Raw genomic sequence first — 21,578 nt, 5'->3', positions numbered from 1 at the left:
AGTTTATCCTTGCTTTTTTTCCTTATTTTTTAGAAAACTAGCGCAGTAAATAAAACAAGATAAGAGCAAGAATCAACTCATGCGAATAAACCAAATTACTCGAATCTTATTGCTATCATTTGGCGTGGGATTAAGTAGTAACCCAGTTTGGGCAGAAGTATCTCCTACAGAAACAGAACAGCCTACAGGTGCAGGTGCAGGTGCAGGTATTTTAGATCAGATTCCACGCCTGATCGACGCTACGCCTACGATTTTACCTGAACAGTCAGACGAAGCGATGGTGCCCACCACCGAAGAAACAGAAGATAAATCTTGGGCCGACAAAAAGCAGAAAAGAATCCGTGAATGGGCAGACCGCACCGCACATAAGATTGATAACTGGTTTGGCCAGACCAACCCGGATGAGCCAGCAACTGCGACCTTGCGAATCATTCTGGATAATAGCTGGGACAAATATGAAAACTATGAAATCAAGCCGAGGATTCGAGGAAAAATCAAGCTTCCCACCTTGGAACAAAAGTTAAGTCTGGTCTTTGGTGATGACAGTCTGGATAACGAACTGGACACCAATGTCGCAATTACCAATGAAAATCCTGGCAATGCCCGGGATAAAAATCTGGATATTCGCCGTACCCGCGAGAACAACAGCTCGTTTGCACTCCGCTGGTCAGAATTTTCGAAAGGTCTACCTTTCGATAGCGATCTGGATCTGGGGGTACGTTCTGGGGATGATATCTATGTACGGGCCAAAATCAGTAAAGACTGGGCGATGCAGAATGACTTCTCTTTTCATGCCGAACAGATTTATCGCTATGGATTGCAGAGTGAAAATTATTTGCGGACCAACCTGGAACTGATCCATGCTCGTCCCAATGAGGCTTTTTTTTCCAATCAGTTAAGTTTGACCTATGCAGATGAGCAGGAAGACGATCTGACTTGGGATAACTATACCTTCAGACAGCATCAATTTTTCCAAGACAACCGCTTTAACTATGGTATCTATACGGGCGGCTATCTGGATGATAAAGATTTATGCTTAAATCGCTGGGGACCTTATGTGTCCTGGAGACAGCCTTTCTTACGTGAATGGTTCTTTGTGCAAGGCGACCTGAACTATCTGAATGATGACCGACTGGACCGCAGCCATTATCTCAGTGCGATGGTACGTCTTGAGGCCATTTTCTAAATTTGAACAAATCCGAAACTATAAAAGCCCATAAAATATGGGCTTTTTAATGTCTGAATCCAATGAGTTTTTATTGGCGGTGCTCAACCGTTGTAAAAACAATACGATCACTACGAATCACACGTTTTTGCTACAAAGAAGGTTGTTCCATCTGTGGCATATTCCATACTGCGCGGTCTGTACGCTGAATTCGTTTTACTTTTGGTGCTTCTTTTTTCATTGGTGCGTGAAAACTAATACGATCACTGCGAGTCACTTTTTTGGACTCAGTATTAGCCATTGTGGCTGCGCTCATTGACATTAGAATGATTGTACTCAGACTCATCATCAGTGATTTTTTCATGGGAGAATTCTCTTAACTTAATAATCGTTATTATAAATTAATATTTTAATTATTATCTATTTTATAGATTTAAAACTTAAAGGTATTTTTTTATTCTAGCTATCGCTTTTTTAAATCATTAAGGAAAAATTGAAGTTTTAAACACCAGATTCAGAACATAAAAAATCCCTCCGTAGAGGGATTTTTGAAGTATAAAAAATTAACCCAATAATAGACTATTAATACGTTTTACATACTCAGCCGGATTTTCTGGTAGACCACCTTCTGCAATCATCGCCTGATCAAAGATCACATTGGCCAGATCATCAAACTGGGTAGAACCTTCTAGTTTTTTCACCAGTGGATGTTCCGGGTTGATCTCCAGAATCGGCTTCACATCCGGTACAGGCTGACCTGCATCTTTCAACATACGGATCAGTTGTGGAGAAAGCTCCCCTTCCCCTGTGACCAGACAGGCTGGTGAATCAACCAGACGAGTCGTTACACGTACTTCTTTAGTTTTATCTTTCAAAGAATCTGTCAGCTTTTCAACCACAGGTTTGAACTGTTCAGCAGCAGCTTCAAGTGCTTTCTTCTCTTCTGCATCTTGCAGATCACCTAGATCGACTGCACCCTTAGAAACATTTTGCAATGGCGTACCATCAAACTCATGCACAAAGTTCATTGCCCATTCATCAACACGCTCTGACATCAGCAATACTTCAATGCCTTTTTTCTTGAACACTTCCAGTTGCGGTGAGTTTTTCGCAGCATTCAGGCTTTCAGCAGTAATGTAGTAAATCGCTTTCTGGCCTTCTTTCATGCGTGCTTTATAGTCCGCCAATGAAGTGCTTACTTCATCATTCGTTGAAGTTGCATAGCGCAGCAGTTTCAAGATACGTTCGCGATTACCGAAATCTTCACCCAAACCTTCTTTCAGTACCGCACCAAATTCGCGGTAGAAAGTTTTGAAGTTTTCCTGATCTTTTTCATCTTCAGATTTTGCCAGATTATCCAAAGTGGTCAGAATACGGCGGGTATTGCCTTCACGGATGGTTTTCACATCACGGCTTTCCTGTAGCAATTCACGGCTCACGTTTAATGGAAGATCGGCACTGTCCACCACACCCTGTACAAAGCGCAGATAGTTTGGAATCAGGTTATCCGCATCATCCATAATGAAGACACGTTTCACATACAGCTTGATGCCGGCTTTGGCTTCACGGGTGAAAATATCCTGTGGCGCCTTGCTTGGGATATAAAGCAGTTGGGTATATTCAGTACTACCTTCAACACGGTTATGCGCCCAAGCCAATGGTGCAGCAAAATCATGAGTCAGGTTCTTATAGAATTCGGTATATTGCTCTTCAGTAATCTCAGATTTATTCCGAGTCCACAGTGCGCTGGCTGAGTTAATCGCTTCCCACTCATCGGTCTTCACATATTGACCGCCTTTTGGTGTTTCACCTTCAGCAGCTTCTTCTTCCTGCCAGACTTCTTTTTGCATCTGGATAGGCAGGCTGATGTGATCTGAATATTTATTGATGATCTGTTTGACTTTATAGCTTTGCAGATAATCCAGCGCATCTTCACGCAGATGCAGGATAATATCGGTACCACGACCTTCTTTAGTGATCTGTTCAACTTCGAATTCACCAGTACCGCCACTGATCCAGCGAACCCCTTCTGAGGTATCCGTACCGGCACGACGTGATTCTACAGTAATCTTATCAGCCACAATAAAGCCTGAGTAGAAACCGACACCAAACTGGCCAATCAGCTGCGCATCAGCTTTCTGATCACCCGTCAGTTTTGACATAAAGTCTTTGGTCCCTGATTTGGCAATCGTCCCCAGATTTTCAATGGCTTCTTGCTGGCTTAAACCGATCCCGTTATCTGAGATGGTAATAGTTTTATTTTCTGGATCGAGGCTGACACGAACGCGGAGGTCAGGATCATTTTCATAATACTCAGGATGATTAATGCCTTCAAAACGTAATTTGTCACACGCATCTGAAGCATTAGAAATTAATTCACGCAGGAAAATTTCAGGATTTGAATAAAGCGAATGGGTCACGAGGTGCAGTAACTGTGCTACCTCAGCCTGGAAACTGTGTTTTTGTACGCTCAAATCGCTCATGAATCACTCCTATTATTTTAGATACAGATGTTAACTGCTGCCTATATGAATGGAGTGAGTTCAATAATTTTCAATAGCCTCAAAATAATTTTTTCGCAAAAAATATTTTTATGGTTTTCATTTTTATCAGTTTAATTGATGGGATGGACAAGACTTAATAAGGCCCCAGTTTATAGATACGATCGAAATGCAGATCCAGCTGCTGCTGACGCATGTTATAAACCTGACTCAAGCAGGATACAGATTCCTGACAGCGGTCACGAAACTGCAGCCATTTCACCTGATCGCGTTGAATCACCGAACGTGTTCCCATCGGCACCATACGGCGCAAGATGTTATAGCTGGTACTCATTTTGACATCCGCATCATTCAGCAAACGATGTTCACAAATTGTTTTCTCAGTCGCGGTTGTCGCTTTCTGACAATTAAAACTGGCAGCATAACTCTGTGAAATAAACAGCGTGCTGAAGATCAAAAGACTCTTCGACAAAAAACTCATGCTTTGATCTTCCTTATTATTAAGTCGTATTCAATTAATATTTACTTTATTCGTTTTAATATATTTGAGTATTGCCAATCTGCTCAATTTCAATACGTTATAAATCGTTGTTATTTTGAAAAAAGCCCCATTCAGCATGAGGCTTTTGGAAAAAGTGAACCAAAAAATTGGAACTTAGAATTTATAACTATAACCGATCGTATACACCCAAGGATCGATCCCAAATTCACCTAAATTAATTTTTGTACCATCAGCAGTCTTTGCTTCCAGATCTGTATCTAAGTCTGCATAACGTGCATCAACAAATACACCCCAGTTTTTTGCATCCGCTGGCTGGAAGTTAAAACCGACTTGACCAGCTACCCCATAAGCAACATCTGCATCAAGCTTTGCTACGCCTAATGCGTCTTTTGCAGTTTGGCTAAATTCCTCATCCCATGGAATGAATACTGTAGCACCTACACCGATATATGGAGTAAAGCGGCTTGAATTTTTAAAATTATATTTGGCTGTGATTGTTGGTGGTAGATGTTTTAATGATGCAATTTTCACATCACCCGCCATCTCAACATCATGTTTAAATGGGGTAGCCAATAATAATTCGGCTGAAATGTTGTCATTGAAGAAATATTCGACTGAAGGAGTAAAATTGAGTTCGCTACTTGCTTTAGCATCTTCAACTACACCAGGAATCAGGTCAGTTTCCTGAGTAGGTGCTAATACAGAAGCCCCCACTTTCATTTGCCATTGACCTGCCATCGCAGATGCTGAAAGACCCATTAATGCAATTAGAGCTATTTGCTTTAACATTTTAAAATACCCCAAGGGAAGAATAATTATTAAGAAAATATTTCTTAATTAATAATAAACATGACTTAAATTAATATGCAATAGAGATTATAAAACTAAATTTTATTTATTATTTAAGTATATGTAATTATTAAATATTTATTTTAAATTGACTATATTGGTTGGTTTTAAATACCCAGCAAATTAATCAGGTTAATATAACAATATTCAGAGTAAAATAATCAGGTTTATATTAATTTTATATTTAAATATATATTTTAAATACATCTTATAATTTATTTTAAATCTAAGCAAATCTGCTCCGACTTATATCAGAGCAGATTAAAATTGACTTACAGAACCATGGCTGCAATCCATCCAAAAATCATAAGTGGAATATTAAAATGAATGAAGGTTGGAACCACACTATCCTTCATATGGTCATGCTGACCATCCATATTCAGACCGGATGTTGGGCCTAGGGTTGAATCTGATGCTGGAGAACCGGCATCGCCCAAAGCAGCCGCAGTCCCGATGATCGCAATAGTTGCCGCAGGACTAAAACCAAATTGAATACAGAGCGGTACATAAATAATCGCCAGAATTGGAACAGTCGAGAATGATGAACCGATCCCTAATGTAATTAACAGACCAATCAACAACATCAGGAAAGCAGCCAGTGCCTGGCTATCGCCAATCCAGTTCACCGAAGCTTCGACTAAGGCTGGTACCTGATTAGTCGCTTCAATTACGGCAGCAAAACCTTGCGCGGCAATCATAATAAAACCAACCAGGGCCATCATACGCATACCGGTAATGATCACATCGTCTGCTTCTTTCCATTTAAAGATTCCGGCACAGCTTAAGATTGCTACACCGACCAGACCGGCAAGAATCATCGAATCTGAATAGAGCTGTACTGCAAGGGTTGCAAAGACAGCAACCGCTGCCATCCAGATAGTAAATTTAGCAATTTGTGGCTTTGCTGATTTTTGTTCTACACCCAGTTCAGCAGAGATACTTTGCTGCTGTTCCACATGGATATCTCTATACAGACGCGGCTTACGGTAGCTGATAAACATGGCCACCAGCAAACCCACGAACATACCTGAGACCGGAATCGCCATCGCAGCGGGAATCTGGTCATAAGTAATCTCAAAGCCATAGGGCTTACCAAAAGTATTGATGTTATGGCCCAAAATATCGTTCAGGAAGATGGCACCAAAACCGACTGGAACCAGCATATATGTTCCCACCAAACCAAAGGTCAGCAGACAGGCCACCAAACGGCGATCCAGCTTCAGATGGTTAAATACTAGCAATAACGGTGGAATCAGAACCGGAATAAAGGCGATGTGTACCGGAATCACGTTTTGCGAAAAAACGGCAGCCAATGCCACGGTACAGAAGATCAGATATTTAACCTTGTTCTGTGCCTTTTCTGATGCCTCACCTTTTAAGGTAGTAATCATTTTATAGGCCAGCAAGTCAGGCAGACCGGAACGTGCCAAGGCCAAAGCAAAGGCACCCAGGATGCCATAAGCCAAGGCAATTTTAGCGCCACCACCCAAACCATTGTTAAATGCGTCTAAAGTTCCCTGGAGGCCAAGACCTGCCAGCAAACCACCCGTAACAGCACCAATGACCAGGGCAAAAACCACAGGTACACGTGCCAATGAGAGTCCAAACATGACTCCAATAGCAGCAAGAATTGCGAACATAATGAATTGGGAATGAGAGAAAACGGCTATTTTATCAGAAAATCCGGATAAAAATTCTTCCACTTATCCCTTGCCGAGTCACATTCCCAATCTCCGTATCAAGTGGCCGCTGTTAATTTTTGCTGAATAAAATTATGAATCAGATGAGCCACCTGTTCCGGTTGGCTCAAAATTGCCCAGTGATTGGCATTCAGTTCTACCCGGGAAAAATCTTCTACCCATTTTGGCATTTCATCAATCAGATCCGGGCCAACAAACTGGTCCTTCTTGAGCACAATTGCCTGTACCGGACAGACCGCAAAACGCTGTCTAGGCCGAGATAAACGCGGCAAAAAGTTGGCCCGATACAGATTGACGCCATATTTGCCGTCTTTGACAATATTCTGGTTTAGCGGCAGATTTTCCTGCTGTTCCAGCTGACTGATCATTTTGCCCCAACGTTCTGCATTAAAGAAATTCCATGCTGTAGGCGCTATAAAAGGCAACTGGAATACCGCGATATACCAGGACCTAGTCATCTGTTTAAAAAACTTGGCCTTATGCTGTTTAAACTGTTCACGCATCCAGAAAGCAGCATGATCCAGACATGGGCCTGACATGGTGCTAAAAGACAAAATCCGACCTTTAAATTTAGGTTCGGTGGCTGCTTCCCAAGCCTGGATTGAACCCCAGTCATGAGCCGCGAGGTGGAAAGCTCGTCCCGGCAGGACCTGATCAACCACTTGCTCTAAATCTGTACACAGACGTTCCAAACGATAGTCCTTAATTTTTTTGGGAACGCTGGAGTCTCCTGCTCCGCGCACATCATAGGTCACCACAAAATAATCCTGAACGAGGTGAGAAATCACCGCTTCCCAAACATCCTGATGGTCAGGATAACCATGAACCAGCACCAAAGCCGGTCGCTCAGGCTCGCCCCAGGTTTTCACATAGAGACGTTGATGATCGCTGGTATCTACCCACTGGCTATGTCTTTGCATAGATGCATCCTTATTCGCTGATTGACTCTTTTATTGTTGAAATAGGCACGATTTATCAATGCCAGCTTATTTTTGTTGTTCTAGTATGCATACAAGACCAGAAAAAAGAATATCCGCATGAGCCTATTACGAAAAATTCAGCAACTGCCTTTGTTATCCAAATTTATCCTGAATCGCTATGCCCCCTATCGTGGAGCAGGAATTGTCATTGATGAAATGGACTTTGCCAATTATCACGTTCGCGTGAAAATGCCACTGACTCGCAAGAATCAGAATATTGTCGGAGTACATTTTGGTGGTAGCCTGTATTCCATGGTCGACCCTTTTTATATGTTATTACTGATGCACCATCTGGGCTCGAAATACATTGTCTGGGATAAAAGCTCTACCATTCAGTTTCTAGCGCCAGGACGTGGAACGGTCTATGCGGACATCCGGATTTCTAGGCAGGAAGTGCAAACAGTGAAAGAACTGGCAGCTGACCATAGGCCGGTTTATCGCCAGTATCAGCTCAATATTTATGATGATTCCGGTGTGCGTATCGCTGAGGTACAAAAGACCGTTTATATCCGCCTTAAACAGAGTAAAGGCAAACCTCGAGCCTCGAGAAGCTAAATAACGAAATTGAATAAACTAAAAGCGCCATTGAGGCGCTTTTAAATCTATCTGGAGGATAGTTCTGTCGATTAACGACGACGGTTATTCTGTTCGATCGCTGCACCAGCACCACCACCGATGGCACCACCAATTGCAGCACCACCTGTACCGCCAAAGATGCTTTTACCCACAGCAGAACCTACAGCACCACCGACACCGCTATAGGTCGCATTACGGTTTGAACCGCCTTGAGCTTTACTGCCGACTGCTGCACCGGCACCACCGCCAACTGCTGCACCAACACCACCACCCACTCTGTTACCTACACCACCACCCACTGCACCACCAAGCGCAGCTGCGCCAATACGCTGATCTTTAGCAGACATATTTTCACAGCCTGCCAACATAAAAGTAGAGATAGTTGCAACAGCCATTACGCTCATTAACTTTTTCATGATCTTGGCCTTCCTTCGTGCTTTGACTTAAGATTAACCTGATTTTAAGGAGCGATTCATAACAAGATGTTAAATCTTGAAACCCTCATGATTTATTTTGTAAAGAGCGCATGAAAGATCATGTTTTATTAATGATTTATCTATATTTAGAACAAGTAACTTCCAGATCATTTGACCTTTTCTAGCAATATAAATATGAATAATTTTAGGAAATAGAAAAGCCACCCGAAGGTGGCTTTTTAAAATGATTTAGCGGCTAATTACAGACCGTTAAATTCATCGCTGAATGCTTGGCTCAATGCTTGATCTACATCAGAGAAGTCATTGTGCAGTTCAAATTCTGCAGCTTCTGCTTCTTGACGACGACGCTCTAAGTGGTAAGCCAGACCTGTACCCGCTGGGATCAGACGACCTACAACTACGTTTTCTTTCAGACCGCGTAGATCATCTTCTTTACCTGTTACAGCCGCTTCAGTTAACACACGAGTGGTTTCCTGGAACGATGCAGCAGAGATGAACGAGTCAGTAGAAAGCGAGGCTTTGGTAATACCCATTAATTGACGTTCAAACTTCGCAGGGAACTTGTTCTGCGCAAGAACAGCTTGGTTCTCTTGCATCACACGGATGTAATCCACTTGTTCACCTTTAATGAAGCTTGTATCGCCACCGTCAGTGATGTCCACTTTACGCAGCATCTGACGTACGATCACTTCAATATGCTTGTCGTTGATTTTTACACCTTGCAGACGGTAAACGTCCTGAACTTCGTTCACGATGTAGTTGGTCAACGCCACTTCACCTTTCAGACGTAAGATGTCATGCGGGTTCTGTGGACCATCAGAAATGGTTTCACCACGGTTCACATGTTCACCTTCGAACACGTTAATGGTACGCCATTTCGGAATCAGTTCTTCGTAGATCTCAGAACCATCATCCGGAGTAATGACTAGACGGTTTTTACCTTTAGTCTCTTTACCGAAGCTTACAACACCTGATACTTCTGCAAGGATTGCGTGTTCTTTCGGTTTACGTGCTTCGAACAAGTCAGCAACACGTGGCAGACCACCGGTAATATCACGAGTACGTGAAGATTCTTGTGGTACACGACCAATTACGTCACCCACACCAATAGTTTCGCCATCACGGACAGAAAGAATGGTGTTTTGTGGCAAGAAGTAGAACTGTTCGCCGCCATCTACTGTGTCAAGCACAACAGCTGGACGTAAATCTTTACCAGAAGCAGGACGTGCTGTTACAGGCAAGATTTCAACAGTGGTCATACCAGTTGCATCATCAGTTTTCGATGTTGCAGTTACACCATCAGCGATTTGGCTGAAGCGAACTTTACCGGCAACTTCTGTAACCAGTGGATGTGTATGCGGATCCCAAGTCGCTACGATACCGCCTGCTTCTACAGCTTCGCCATCTTTCAGCAAGATAGACGCACCGTATGGCAGTTTGTAACGTTCACGTTCACGACCTAAGTCATCTGCAATACCGATTTCACCTGAACGTGAAGTTGATACCAAGTGACCTTTGGCATGTTGTACAGTTTTCACGTTGTGGAAACGTACAGTACCTTTATTACGAACTTGTACGCTGTTTGCAGCAGAAGTTCGGCTCGCAGCACCACCGACGTGGAAGGTACGCATGGTTAACTGTGTACCCGGCTCACCAATCGACTGAGCAGCCATAACACCTACAGATTCACCTGGGTTTACCAAGTGACCGCGTGCAAGGTCACGACCGTAACATTTCGCACAAACACCGAAAGTAGATTCACAAGATACCACTGAACGTACTTTAACTTCGTCGACACCTTGCTCTTCCAGGTAGTTTGCAAGTTTTTCGTCGATCAATGTGTTACGCGGCAGAATAACTTCTTCAGTACCCGCACGTTTCACATCTTCAGCTACTACACGACCTAGTACTCGAGTACCCAGGTTCTCGATCACGTCACCGCCTTGAATGAACGGAGTCATGACAAGACCAGACAACGTACCACAATCCGGCTCAGTGATGACCAAGTCTTGCGCAACGTCTACCAGACGACGAGTCAGGTAACCAGAGTTCGCTGTTTTCAGTGCTGTATCGGCCAAACCTTTACGCGCACCGTGTGTTGAAATGAAGTACTGAAGTACTGTCAAACCTTCACGGAAGTTTGCTTTAATTGGAGTCTCAATGATCGAACCATCCGGTTTCGCCATCAGACCACGCATACCAGCCAACTGACGAATCTGAGCTGCGGAACCACGGGCACCAGAGTCAGACATCATGTAGATGCTGTTGAATGATTTCTGTTTCTCGTCTTCACCCTGTTTGTTCTTAACAGTTGTGAATGACAAGTTGTCCATCATCGCTTTCGCTACCTGGTCGTTAGTACGCGCCCAGATATCGACCACTTTGTTATAACGTTCGCCAGCAGTTACGAAACCTTGTTCGAACTGTTGTTCGATTTCACGAACTTCAGCTTCTGCTTTCCCGATAATCGCTTGTTTTTGTGGTGGAATGACCATGTCTTCCATACCAACAGAAACACCAGAACGAGTCGCTTGACGGAAGCCAAGGTACATCAATTGGTCAGCGAAGATAACAGTGTCTTTCAGACCCAGTTTACGGTAGCAAGAGTTGATTAACTTAGAGATGTTCTTTTTGGTCATCTCAACGTTAATTTGCTGGAAGTCCATACCTTCAGGCACAACTTCCCAAAGCAGACAGCGACCAGGAGTCGTATCTACGATAATCGTTTGCTGTTCACGTTCGCCGTTTTCATTGATCACGGTTTGGTGTACACGTGCTTTCACGCGAGCGTGCATATCCACCTGACCAGTCGCAAGCGCACGGTTTACTTCGTCAGTATCCGCGAACACCATGCCTTCACCTTTGGCATTTACCGCATCACGAGTGATGTAGTAAAGACCCAAGACAACGTCCTGAGACGGTACGATGATTGGCTCACCGTTCGCTGGAGACAGAATGTTGTTGGTCGACATCATTAATGCACGAGCTTCTAACTGAGCTTCAAGTGTTAATGGTACGTGTACCGCCATTTGGTCACCATCGAAGTCGGCGTTGAACGCAGCACATACGAGTGGGTGAAGACGGATCGCTTTACCTTCAATCAGGATAGGTTCAAATGCTTGAAGACCTAGACGGTGAAGCGTCGGCGCACGGTTCAACATCACTGGATGCTGACGAATGACTGATGCTAGAACGTCCCAAACTTCTGGAGTTTCACGCTCAACCATTTTCTTCGCAGCTTTAATGGTTGTAGCCTGACCAGATGCTTGCAGTTTCGCAAAGATGAATGGCTTGAACAGTTCAAGCGCCATTTTCTTAGGAAGACCACATTGGTGTAAACGCAGGCTTGGACCTACGGTAATTACCGAACGACCAGAGTAATCGACACGTTTACCCAATAAGTTTTGACGGAAACGACCTTGTTTACCTTTGATCATATCTGCCAAAGATTTAAGCGGACGTTTGTTAGAACCAGTAATCGCACGACCACGACGACCGTTATCCAGCAATGCATCTACAGATTCTTGCAACATACGTTTTTCGTTACGTACGATGATGTCTGGAGCCGCAAGGTCAAGAAGACGTTTTAAACGGTTGTTACGGTTGATCACACGACGGTAAAGGTCGTTCAGGTCAGAAGTCGCGAAACGACCACCTTCAAGTGGTACAAGCGGACGAAGATCTGGTGGAAGTACTGGAAGTACGTTCATCACCATCCATTCTGGCTTGTTGTTCGAATCGTTAAATGCTTCCATCAATTTCAGACGCTTAGAGGCTTTTTTAAGCTTAGTTTCTGAAGTTGTATTTGGAATTTCTTCACGAAGACGCGCAATTTCAGCTTCAAGATCGATATCTTTAAGCAAGTCTTGAACTGCTTCTGCACCCATTTTCGCGGTGAATTCGTCACCGTGTTCTTCTAACGCATTGAAATATTCTTCATCGTTAAGAAGTTGGTATTTCTCAAATGGAGTCATACCTGGGTCAGTGACAACATAAGATTCGAAATACAATACGCGTTCGATATCACGTAGCGTCATGTCTAATAAAAGACCGATACGGCTAGGCAGTGATTTCAGGAACCAGATGTGCGCAACTGGAGACGCAAGCTCGATGTGACCCATACGCTCACGACGAACTTTTGCAGTTGTTACTTCAACGCCACATTTTTCACAAATGACGCCTTTGTATTTCATACGCTTGTATTTACCACACAAGCATTCGTAATCTTTTACTGGACCAAAGATTTTGGCACAGAATAAACCGTCACGTTCTGGTTTGAACGTACGGTAGTTAATGGTTTCTGGCTTTTTAACTTCACCATGAGACCACGACTTAATCATTTCTGGTGACGCAAGACCAATACGGATGCGATCAAACTCTACTGGAGCATGACCGTCGGAATCCGTCTTTTTGCGCATGATATCGAGCAAGTCTTTCAATTTTTTTCTCCGTGTGTCGAGGAGATTTTCACTTCCCGACTGGGTCACAAATATTGTTTTTTAACTGAAATTTGGAATCTCCCCTAACCCCTCTTTACTAAAGAGGGGAACTCCCCCTTTGAAAAGGGGGCCGGGGGGATTAATTAGTCACCATTTTTCAGTTCAATGTTGATACCTAAAGAACGGATCTCTTTGGTCAATACGTTGAACGATTCAGGCATACCTGGGTCCATATAATGGTTACCATCTACAATGTTCTTATAGATACGGGTACGGCCTTCAACGTCATCCGACTTCACAGTAAGCATTTCTTGAAGTGTATATGCTGCACCGTATGCTTCCAGTGCCCAGACTTCCATCTCACCGAAACGCTGACCACCGAATTGTGCTTTACCACCAAGCGGCTGTTGCGTTACTAGAGAGTAAGAACCAGTAGAACGCGCATGCATCTTGTCGTCAACCAAGTGGTTCAGTTTCAGCATGTACATGTAACCTACAGTTACAGGACGGTCGAAACGTTCACCAGTACGGCCATCGTACAATACAGTTTGACCCGTACGTGACAAGCCAGCAAGCTCAAGTAATTCTTTGATCTGACCTTCTTCAGCACCGTCAAATACTGGAGTTGCCAAAGGAACACCTTTACGCAGGTTACCAGACAGTTTCAAGATTTCTTCATCAGTCAGGCTGTCAAGATCTTCTTGCTGACCGCCAACCTTATTATAAATCTTGTCTAAGAAATCACGCAGTTCAAGAACTGTACGCTGTTCTTTCAGCATCTTGTCGATTTGATCGCCAAGACCTTTAGCAGCCATACCCAAGTGAGTTTCCAGAATCTGACCCACGTTCATACGTGATGGTACACCGAGCGGGTTCAGTACGATATCTACTGGCACACCATTGGCATCATGCGGCATGTCCTCAACAGGCAGGATGTTAGAAACTACACCCTTGTTCCCGTGACGACCCGCCATCTTATCACCAGGCTGGATACGACGTTTAACTGCCAGGTAAACCTTAACAACTTTCAATACGCCAGTTGTCAGTTCGTCACCTGTAGAAAGTTTGCGTTTTTTCTCAGCAAATTTCTCATCAATTTCAAGACTCTTCTCTTTCAGGAACACTTGAATTTGAGTTAAACGTTCAGCAATTGCTTCATCACTTGGTTGGATATCAAGCAGATCAACAAGCTCTAAACCAGATAACAATTCTTCAGACAGTTTGTCACCGCGTTTAGTGGTACCGCCACCGTTAGATTCCTGACCTTTCAACAGACGTACAATACGTTCACGTGCTGCTTCTTCGAAGATTTTGTATTCTTCTTTCAAGTCTTTACGGTAAGCATCAAGCTGAGCTTTTTCAATTGCTTGAGCACGTTCGTCTTTCTCAAGACCGTCACGTGTAAACACTTGAACGTCGATCACAGTACCTTTAGTACCCGATGGAACACGTAAAGAAGAATCTTTTACGTCAGCCGCTTTTTCACCGAAGATTGCACGAAGCAGTTTTTCTTCAGGAGTTAACTGAGTTTCACCTTTAGGCGTTACTTTACCTACCAGGATGTCACCCGCAGTCACTTCAGCACCGATGTAAACGATACCTGACTCGTCCAGTTTAGAAAGCGCTGCTTCACCCACGTTCGGAATATCGGCAGTAATTTCTTCAGCACCCAATTTGGTATCACGTGCCACACATGAAAGTTCCTGGATGTGAATAGACGTTAAACGGTCTTCTTGAAGAACACGCTCAGATAATAAGATCGAGTCTTCGTAGTTGTAACCATTCCAGGTCATGAACGCTACACGCATGTTTTGACCAAGCGCAAGCTCACCGCCATCAGTTGATGGACCGTCAGCCAGAACGTCACCACGACCTACTTTATCGCCCAGGTTCACAAGAACTTTCTGGTTGATACAAGTGTTCTGGTTAGAACGTGTGTATTTGATCAGGTTATAGATATCTACACCTGCTTCGCCTGCAACCATTTCGTCTTCGTTGACACGAATTACAACACGCGAAGCGTCAACAAATTCAATACGACCACCACGTTTCGCGATTACACATACACCAGAGTCATGTGCTACGTTCGCTTCCATACCGGTACCAACCAGTGGTTTATCAGCAATTAACGTAGGAACAGCCTGACGTTGCATGTTCGAACCCATCAATGCACGGTTGGCGTCATCGTGCTCAAGGAACGGAATTAGTGATGCTGCTACAGATACAACCTGCTGAGCAGATACGTCCATATGCGTCACTTTTTCAGGAGGCATACGTACGAATTCACCTTGGTGACGTACAGAAACGAATTCTTCAGACAGGTTGCCATCTTTATCTACTGCAGAGTCGGCCTGTGCAATCACAGTACCTACTTCTTCAATCGCAGATAAGTATTCAACGTCATCAGTTACGCGACCATCAACCACTTTACGGTATGGAGTTTCTAGGAAACCGAAGTTGTTACATTTCGCATAAACAGACAGCGAGTTGATCAAACCAATGTTTGGACCCTCAGGAGTCTCAATTGGACATACACGACCGTAGTGAGTTTGATGGACGTCACGTACTTCGAAGCCCGCACGTTCACGAGTCAAACCACCAGGCCCCAGTGCTGATACACGACGTTTGTGTGTAATTTCAGACAACGGGTTGTTTTGGTCCATGAACTGAGACAACTGGCTTGAACCAAAGAATTCTTTGATTGCAGCAGCCACTGGCTTCGCATTGATCAGGTCTTGCGGAGACAGGTTATCAGTTTCGGCTTGAGACAGACGTTCTTTAACCGCACGCTCTACACGAACCAGACCTACACGGAATTGATTCTCGGTCATTTCACCCACAGAACGAACACGACGGTTACCCAAGTGGTCGATATCGTCGACTTCACCCTTACCGTTACGGATTTCTACTAATGTTTTTAATACATCAGTGATATCTTCGTTCGAGAGAATGCCTTCAACTTCGCGTGACTTCTGGTCAGTACCCACTTCGTAAGGACGACCCAAACGACGGTTGAACTTCATACGGCCGACTGGAGACAGATCATAACGCTCAGAAGAGAAGAACAGGTTATTGAACAGGTTCTCAGCAGCTTCTTTTGTTGGTGGCTCACCTGGACGCATGACTTTGTAGATTTCTACAAGCGCTTCATCACGGCTTACTGTGGTATCAGCACGTAATGTATCCGCAATAAACGGACCACGGTCGATATCGTTAGTAAACAGGATATTGAACTGTTTCACGCCGCCTTCTGCAATTTTCACCATGATTTCATGGCTCAGAACAGTATTGGCTGCAATCACCTCACCATCTTTCAGTAGAATGTCTTCAGCAGTGATACGTTCGTACAGGTACTCATCAGGAACAGAAAGCTTCTCAAGACCAGATGCTTCCATTTGACGTACATGACGTGCGTTAATACGTTTACCTTGTTCAACAATGACTTTGCCGTCTTTGTCAGCAATGTCGAACTGTGCCATTTCGCCGCGCAGGCGCTCTGGAACAAGGTCAATCTGATAGCTCCCCATGTCCAGATACACAGGTACTTTCTCGTAGAACATGTCGAGAATTTGTTCATTGGCATAACCCAACGCACGAAGCACCACAGTCGCAAGCAATTTACGACGACGGTCAATACGTACGTAGACCAGGTCTTTAGCATCGAATTCAAAGTCTAACCATGAACCACGGTAAGGAATGATACGAGCTGAATAAAGGACTTTACCGCTTGAGTGAGTCTTGCCTTTATCGTGGTCAAAGAATACGCCCGGTGAACGGTGCAATTGCGATACGATTACACGCTCGGTACCGTTAATCACGAAAGTACCGTTGTCTGTCATAAGCGGCATTTCGCCCATGTAGACTTCTTGTTCACGTACGTCTTTGATTGATTTAGTTTCGCGATCTTTCAGGATCAAACGAATTTTTACGCGCATTGGTGCTGCATAAGTTGAGCCACGAAGGATACATTCGCGTACATCAAACTCAGGCTTACCAAGACTATACTCAACGAATTCTAAAGCAGCATTGCCAGAATAACTTTCAATAGGAAAAACTGAACGAAATGCGGCTTGGAGACCGATATCTTCGCGGTTTTTTGGTGATTTGCCATCTTGTAAGAATGTTCTGTACGAGTCGACTTGAATCGCGAGCAGGTACGGAGCATCCATGACGCTAGGCAATTTACCAAAATTCTTACGGATCCGTTTCTTTTCGGTATATGAGTATGCCATCTGGAGTCCTCGGAAAGTGTAAACCAAGCCCGCCTGCAGAACGGGCTCAGAAGGAATTACGCTGGCCGATATGGCCACCACTCTTTACAAATGCTGCAATTTTTAGTGGTATTAAAACGCTTAACAATATTTTTTTAATGAAAAATATTGGTAAGCGTTTGTTCATTATGTTTATTTTTAATTTGTATGAATTTTATATCATGCAAACAAAAATCGAGCCGATTATTGTAACGCAAAAAGGCTGATGACCCAAGAGCCATCAGCCAATTTTTGGAGCCGATTATAAAAAACCGGCTCCTTTAAGAAATTACTTAAGAGTAACTGTAGCACCAGCTTCTTCAAGTTTTTTCTTAAGCTCTTCGCCTTCTTCTTTAGAAACGCCTTCTTTAAGAACTGTAGGTGCGCCCTCAACCATGTCTTTAGCTTCTTTCAAGCCAAGACCAGTAGCTTCACGAACTGCTTTAATTACAGCAACTTTGTTAGCACCGAAAGAAGTCAACTCAACGTTGAATTCTGATTGTTCTTCAGCAGCAGCAGCAGCGCCAGGAGCAGCAGCAACAGCAACAGCAGCAGCAGATACGTTGAATTTCTCTTCGAAAGCAGAGATTAGTTCAACAAGTTCAAGAACAGTTTTTTCTGCAACTGCGTTTAGGATTTCTTCGTTAGTTAAAGCCATGAGAATAACTCCAAATGGAAATTGAATGGTGTGGAAATAAATTTAAGCTTATGCAGCTTCTGACTCGTTTTTCTCTTTGAGCGCAGTAATAAGGCGACCCAATTTCGAAATAGGAGCTTGAAGAACGTTTGCAAGCATAGTAAGCGCTTTTTCTTGGTTCGGAAGGTTCGCGATTACGCTAACTTCAGCACCTTCGTAAACTTTGCCATCAAATGCAGCAGCTTTAAGTTCGAATGCTTTGTTAGTTTTTGCGAATTCTTCGAACAAGCGTGCAGCTGCACCCATGTCGTCTTCAGAAGTCGAGAAAGCTAAGATTGTTGGGCCAACAAGGCTGTCGTTCAAGATATTGAATTGAGTATCTTGAAGAGCACGTTTAGCCAGAGTGTTACGCACGATACGTGTTTTAACACCTAGTTTACGAGCTTCAACACGAAGAGCAGTTAATTGCTCAACTGTTAAACCTTGGTAGTCAGCAACAACAGCGGCAAATGCAGTAGAAGCAATTTCACTTACTTCAGCTACGATCTGTTTTTTGCCTTCAATAAGAAGAGCCATTGTAAAACCTCCTAACGGTGATTTATGTGCCTGATACAAGCACACTCCCAATTCGTGAATTCATCTCTGAAATCACACGCGGAGGATGAACAAATCACACCACCGCGTCTACGCAGGCTGAAATATTAAGAAAGAAGCATAAAACTCCCCTCGCCTGAGGTCTTTGACGCTGATAAATTTACATTTATCAATTCAAAGTCTGCCTAAGTTCGCAAGAGACGGAGCGTTTCTTGCGTAAAAATCAAAGCAGCGCTTTGATTTTTACTCAGGGCTTTAAAATTCTGTATAAGTTTAAAACTTATTTAGAAACGTTTGCTACATCAACGATCAGACCAGGACCCATAGTAGAGCTTAGAGTGATCTTTTGGATGTAAACACCTTTAGAAGTAGCAGGTTTTGCTTTCTTAAGGTCAGCTACAAGAGCTTCAACGTTTTGACGAACAGCTTCAGCAGAGAAACCTACTTGACCGATCGCAGCGTGGATAATACCCGCTTTGTCTACACGGTAACGTGCTTGACCAGCTTTTGCATTTTTAACTGCAGTAGCAACGTCAGGAGTTACAGTACCCACTTTAGGGTTTGGCATTAAGCCACGTGGACCAAGAATCGTACCCAGTTTACCAACAACGCGCATTGCATCAGGAGCAGCAATCACTACGTCGAAGTCAAGGTTTCCGCCTTGGATGCTTTCAGCAAGATCGTCGAAACCAACAACGTCTGCACCAGCTTCTTTCGCAGCTTCAGCAGCAGCGCCTTGAGCAAATACAGCTACGCGTACAGTTTTACCAGTACCTGCAGGAAGAGTAGTCGCGCCACGAACAACCTGATCAGATTTACGAGGGTCAACACCCAGGTTTACAGCGATGTCCAAAGATTCTTTGAATTTCGCAGCTGGAAGGCTAGTAAGAACTTCTACAGCTTCTTCTAAAGTGTAAACTTTCTGTGCTTCTACAGCAGCAGCAATGGCTTTTTGACGTTTAGTTAACTTTGCCATGTCTTATAGCTCCACTTCCAAGCCCATAGAACGTGCAGAACCAGCGATGGTACGTACACGCGCGTCTAAATCAGCACCAGTTAAATCTGGTTCTTTAGTAGTCGCGATTTCTTCCAATTGAGCACGAGTCAACTTACCAACTTTAGTTTTGTTAGGTACAGAAGAACCCTTTTGGATACCAGCAGCTTTCTTAAGAAGAACAGCAGCAGGTGGAGTTTTCATGATAAATGTGAACGACTTGTCGTTGTACACAGTGATCACGACTGGAATTGGCAGACCAGCTTCAACTTTTTGTGTAGCAGCATTGAATTCTTTACAGAATGCCATGATGTTAACACCACGTTGACCTAGTGCAGGACCAATCGGTGGAGATGGATTCGCTTTACCAGCTGGAACTTGCAGCTTGATATAGCCGTCAATCTTCTTAGCCATTTCAAATTACCTCTGGGTGCAAACGCCGCTAGGCTCCCCAATGATTTCAAGTAACGATACCGTTACAATAACAATGCCTGATTTGCACGCAAATCAGGCGTTTTCAACCCGAACAAATTAAACTGTTTTTTCGACTTGGCGAAATTCCAGTTCAACCTGAGTTGGTCGGTTAAATACGTTAATAGTCAGCGTTAAGCGTGACTTGTCGTAAAGCACTTCTTCCACCACACCTTTAAAGTCAGTGAATGGACCGTCAATTACGAGTAATTCTTCGCCTGGTTCAAACATGGTCTTAGGACGCGGTGCTTCACCAGTATTGCGTACACGTGCAAGAATTGCATCAGCTTCTTTTTGCGTAATTGGAGCCGGTTTTTCAGCCGTACCGCCAATAAAGCCCAGCACTTTTGGACATTCTTTCACGATATGCCAAGTGTCATCGTTCATTTCCATTTCGACTAATACATAGCCAGGAAAGAACTTACGCTCTGATTTACGCTTCTTGCCATCCTTCATTTCTACCACTTCTTCGGTAGGAACAAGGACTTCACCAAAGCTATCGGCAACAGCGCTACGCTGGATTCGATCATTAAGCGAACGCATTACTTGTTTTTCATAACCTGAATAGGCATGAATAATGTACCAACGTTTCATAGCTCTCTTACCCGATAATAAACTTCATTAACCAGCCTAAAACATAGTCAAAGCACCATAGAACAATGGCTGCTATCACTACAACAGCAAGGACTTGCCAAGATGTGGTCATAGTCTCTTGTTTGGTAGGCCAGGTCACTCGACGTAACTCGATTCGTGCATCCTTAAGAAGACGAACAAAGCCTTTGCCTTGATGGGTGGCGTATAATAAACCGAATGCCACAACGATACAAGCCAAAATTACCCCAACGCGCACCCAAATATCATTCGCAGGCGCCCAGTATGCAGGTAAGTATTGGTTTACCATCATAGCACCGACCAATAAAATCAAGGCGATAACCCATAGAACAATGTCTAATGGAGAACTAGAACTTACATCTACAGCAGGATTATTTCTTTGAGGAATTGCCGCTTCGCTTAATGCGTCGCGTGATTTATCATTCGACATTTTTGTACTCGTCGTAGGTTTCGCGACTTATTATATGACCAGTTTTGCCGACATCAAGCGTCTTTTGAAAAAAACTTGGCAGGCCAGGAGGGACTCGAACCCCCAACATTCGGTTTTGGAGACCGACGCTCTACCAATTGAACTACTGGCCTGTAGATAAACTGGAGCCGAAACTCCAGCTTATTTTCTATTCTATGATTATGCAGTTACTTTAGCAACTACACCAGCACCAACTGTACGACCACCTTCACGGATCGCAAAACGTAGACCTGGGTCCATTGCGATTGGGTGGATTAGTTCTACTGACATTTCTACGTTGTCACCAGGCATAACCATTTCAACGCCTTCTTTCAAAGAAATCGCGCCAGTTACGCCCGTTGTACGGAAGTAGCGCTGTGGACGGTAACCGTTAAGGACTGACGCGTGCCGATCACCTTCGTG

18 protein-coding genes, 1 tRNA gene and 1 pseudogene are annotated in these 21,578 nt (G+C 43.8%); 3 read left to right on the top strand and 17 right to left on the bottom strand.

Translation table 11 applies throughout. The features are described from left to right. Positions 1-79 precede the first annotated feature (79 nt). Complete coding sequence (locus B3J29_RS11570) at positions 80-1,186, top strand: hypothetical protein (RefSeq protein ID WP_286965561.1); 1,107 nt, start codon at positions 80-82, stop codon at positions 1,184-1,186. Between the two features lie 130 nt (positions 1,187-1,316). Here B3J29_RS11570 and B3J29_RS11565 read toward each other — a convergent pair whose 3' ends face one another. The 6 genes from B3J29_RS11565 to B3J29_RS11540 all read right to left on the bottom strand — a co-directional run bounded on the left by B3J29_RS11565 (position 1,317) and on the right by B3J29_RS11540 (position 7,637). Further along, positions 1,317-1,466: a hypothetical protein gene (locus tag B3J29_RS11565; RefSeq protein ID WP_228761282.1), complete on the bottom strand. Its 150-nt coding sequence runs from the start codon at positions 1,464-1,466 to the stop codon at positions 1,317-1,319. Between the two features lie 262 nt (positions 1,467-1,728). Further along, the gene (gene htpG, locus B3J29_RS11560) at positions 1,729-3,648 is read right to left on the bottom strand and encodes a molecular chaperone HtpG (protein ID WP_175966625.1); all 1,920 of its coding nucleotides are present in this window, start codon (positions 3,646-3,648) and stop codon (positions 1,729-1,731) included. A gap of 154 nt (positions 3,649-3,802) precedes the next feature. Next, complete coding sequence (locus B3J29_RS11555) at positions 3,803-4,147, bottom strand: lysozyme inhibitor LprI family protein (RefSeq protein WP_005232518.1); 345 nt, start codon at positions 4,145-4,147, stop codon at positions 3,803-3,805. A gap of 174 nt (positions 4,148-4,321) precedes the next feature. Further along, entirely contained in the window at positions 4,322-4,957 is a 636-nt protein-coding gene (locus B3J29_RS11550; RefSeq protein WP_175966623.1) for an OmpW/AlkL family protein, read from the bottom strand. A gap of 332 nt (positions 4,958-5,289) precedes the next feature. After that, positions 5,290-6,657: a Na+/H+ antiporter family protein gene (locus tag B3J29_RS11545; protein WP_004781683.1), complete on the bottom strand. Its 1,368-nt coding sequence runs from the start codon at positions 6,655-6,657 to the stop codon at positions 5,290-5,292. A 98-nt stretch (positions 6,658-6,755) separates the two neighbouring features. Then, entirely contained in the window at positions 6,756-7,637 is an 882-nt protein-coding gene (locus B3J29_RS11540) for an alpha/beta fold hydrolase (protein ID WP_175966621.1), read from the bottom strand. A gap of 117 nt (positions 7,638-7,754) precedes the next feature. On the opposite strand from B3J29_RS11540, the gene B3J29_RS11535 reads away from it, so the two are divergent. Then, positions 7,755-8,252, top strand: coding sequence for a DUF4442 domain-containing protein (locus tag B3J29_RS11535; RefSeq protein ID WP_175966620.1), 498 nt, complete (start codon positions 7,755-7,757; stop codon positions 8,250-8,252). A gap of 71 nt (positions 8,253-8,323) precedes the next feature. On the opposite strand, the gene B3J29_RS11530 is transcribed toward B3J29_RS11535, so the two are convergent. From B3J29_RS11530 to rpoB, 3 genes are all read right to left on the bottom strand, one after another. Beyond that, positions 8,324-8,689, bottom strand: a complete 366-nt coding sequence (locus tag B3J29_RS11530) for a DNA transfer protein p32 (RefSeq protein ID WP_034170980.1) — start codon at positions 8,687-8,689, stop codon at positions 8,324-8,326. A 260-nt stretch (positions 8,690-8,949) separates the two neighbouring features. Beyond that, positions 8,950-13,149: a DNA-directed RNA polymerase subunit beta' gene (gene rpoC, locus B3J29_RS11525; protein ID WP_004781676.1), complete on the bottom strand. Its 4,200-nt coding sequence runs from the start codon at positions 13,147-13,149 to the stop codon at positions 8,950-8,952. A 143-nt stretch (positions 13,150-13,292) separates the two neighbouring features. Then, on the bottom strand, positions 13,293-17,381 hold the full coding sequence (rpoB, locus tag B3J29_RS11520) for a DNA-directed RNA polymerase subunit beta (protein ID WP_286965559.1): 4,089 nt from the start codon (positions 17,379-17,381) through the stop codon (positions 13,293-13,295). Here rpoB and B3J29_RS11515 point away from each other — a divergent pair. Then, the gene (locus tag B3J29_RS11515) at positions 17,375-17,626 is read left to right on the top strand and encodes a hypothetical protein (protein WP_034170979.1); all 252 of its coding nucleotides are present in this window, start codon (positions 17,375-17,377) and stop codon (positions 17,624-17,626) included. The genes rpoB and B3J29_RS11515 overlap by 7 nt on opposite strands. 62 nt (positions 17,627-17,688) lie before the next feature. Here the strand turns inward: B3J29_RS11515 and rplL are convergent, their stop codons facing one another. From rplL to B3J29_RS11475, 8 genes and pseudogenes are all read right to left on the bottom strand, one after another. Then, entirely contained in the window at positions 17,689-18,057 is a 369-nt protein-coding gene (gene rplL, locus B3J29_RS11510) for a 50S ribosomal protein L7/L12 (protein ID WP_004781672.1), read from the bottom strand. Positions 18,058-18,105: 48 nt separating this feature from the next. Next, positions 18,106-18,612 (bottom strand): 50S ribosomal protein L10, encoded by a 507-nt coding sequence (gene rplJ, locus B3J29_RS11505; protein ID WP_004781671.1) that lies wholly within the window; start codon positions 18,610-18,612, stop codon positions 18,106-18,108. A 298-nt stretch (positions 18,613-18,910) separates the two neighbouring features. Beyond that, positions 18,911-19,606: a 50S ribosomal protein L1 gene (rplA, locus tag B3J29_RS11500; protein WP_004781669.1), complete on the bottom strand. Its 696-nt coding sequence runs from the start codon at positions 19,604-19,606 to the stop codon at positions 18,911-18,913. A 3-nt stretch (positions 19,607-19,609) separates the two neighbouring features. Beyond that, on the bottom strand, positions 19,610-20,038 hold the full coding sequence (gene rplK / locus B3J29_RS11495) for a 50S ribosomal protein L11 (RefSeq protein ID WP_004781668.1): 429 nt from the start codon (positions 20,036-20,038) through the stop codon (positions 19,610-19,612). A gap of 117 nt (positions 20,039-20,155) precedes the next feature. Further along, complete coding sequence (nusG, locus tag B3J29_RS11490) at positions 20,156-20,689, bottom strand: transcription termination/antitermination protein NusG (protein WP_005232530.1); 534 nt, start codon at positions 20,687-20,689, stop codon at positions 20,156-20,158. A 7-nt stretch (positions 20,690-20,696) separates the two neighbouring features. After that, the gene (gene secE / locus B3J29_RS11485) at positions 20,697-21,137 is read right to left on the bottom strand and encodes a preprotein translocase subunit SecE (RefSeq protein WP_125279593.1); all 441 of its coding nucleotides are present in this window, start codon (positions 21,135-21,137) and stop codon (positions 20,697-20,699) included. Between the two features lie 76 nt (positions 21,138-21,213). Then, a tRNA-Trp gene (locus tag B3J29_RS11480) sits at positions 21,214-21,289 on the bottom strand. 46 nt (positions 21,290-21,335) lie between these two features. After that, positions 21,336-21,578 (bottom strand): annotated as a pseudogene (locus B3J29_RS11475) (elongation factor Tu); the annotation flags it as partial.

This window comes from Acinetobacter sp. UBA5984 (assembly GCF_002429925.1).
Lineage (GTDB): Bacteria > Pseudomonadota > Gammaproteobacteria > Pseudomonadales > Moraxellaceae > Acinetobacter > Acinetobacter variabilis.
The sequence above is the reverse complement of the archived record's forward strand: the minus strand, read 5'-3'. Positions and strand labels throughout refer to the sequence as shown.

What these genes read in the sequence shown, in the direction of transcription:
- rplK (WP_004781668.1), bottom strand. Translation starts at nt 20,038, where the DNA reads ATGGCTAAGAAGATTGACGGCTATATCAAGCTGCAAGTTCCAGCTGGT.
- rpoB (WP_286965559.1), bottom strand. Translation starts at nt 17,381, where the DNA reads ATGGCATACTCATATACCGAAAAGAAACGGATCCGTAAGAATTTTGGT.
- nusG (WP_005232530.1), bottom strand. Translation starts at nt 20,689, where the DNA reads ATGAAACGTTGGTACATTATTCATGCCTATTCAGGTTATGAAAAACAA.
- B3J29_RS11545 (WP_004781683.1), bottom strand. Translation starts at nt 6,657, where the DNA reads ATGTTCGCAATTCTTGCTGCTATTGGAGTCATGTTTGGACTCTCATTG.
- htpG (WP_175966625.1), bottom strand. Translation starts at nt 3,648, where the DNA reads ATGAGCGATTTGAGCGTACAAAAACACAGTTTCCAGGCTGAGGTAGCA.
- B3J29_RS11570 (WP_286965561.1), top strand. Translation starts at nt 80, where the DNA reads ATGCGAATAAACCAAATTACTCGAATCTTATTGCTATCATTTGGCGTG.
- B3J29_RS11555 (WP_005232518.1), bottom strand. Translation starts at nt 4,147, where the DNA reads ATGAGTTTTTTGTCGAAGAGTCTTTTGATCTTCAGCACGCTGTTTATT.
- B3J29_RS11515 (WP_034170979.1), top strand. Translation starts at nt 17,375, where the DNA reads ATGCCATCTGGAGTCCTCGGAAAGTGTAAACCAAGCCCGCCTGCAGAA.
- B3J29_RS11530 (WP_034170980.1), bottom strand. Translation starts at nt 8,689, where the DNA reads ATGAAAAAGTTAATGAGCGTAATGGCTGTTGCAACTATCTCTACTTTT.
- rplA (WP_004781669.1), bottom strand. Translation starts at nt 19,606, where the DNA reads ATGGCAAAGTTAACTAAACGTCAAAAAGCCATTGCTGCTGCTGTAGAA.
- secE (WP_125279593.1), bottom strand. Translation starts at nt 21,137, where the DNA reads ATGTCGAATGATAAATCACGCGACGCATTAAGCGAAGCGGCAATTCCT.
- B3J29_RS11535 (WP_175966620.1), top strand. Translation starts at nt 7,755, where the DNA reads ATGAGCCTATTACGAAAAATTCAGCAACTGCCTTTGTTATCCAAATTT.
- B3J29_RS11550 (WP_175966623.1), bottom strand. Translation starts at nt 4,957, where the DNA reads ATGTTAAAGCAAATAGCTCTAATTGCATTAATGGGTCTTTCAGCATCT.
- rplL (WP_004781672.1), bottom strand. Translation starts at nt 18,057, where the DNA reads ATGGCTTTAACTAACGAAGAAATCCTAAACGCAGTTGCAGAAAAAACT.
- B3J29_RS11540 (WP_175966621.1), bottom strand. Translation starts at nt 7,637, where the DNA reads ATGCAAAGACATAGCCAGTGGGTAGATACCAGCGATCATCAACGTCTC.
- rplJ (WP_004781671.1), bottom strand. Translation starts at nt 18,612, where the DNA reads ATGGCTCTTCTTATTGAAGGCAAAAAACAGATCGTAGCTGAAGTAAGT.
- B3J29_RS11565 (WP_228761282.1), bottom strand. Translation starts at nt 1,466, where the DNA reads ATGGCTAATACTGAGTCCAAAAAAGTGACTCGCAGTGATCGTATTAGT.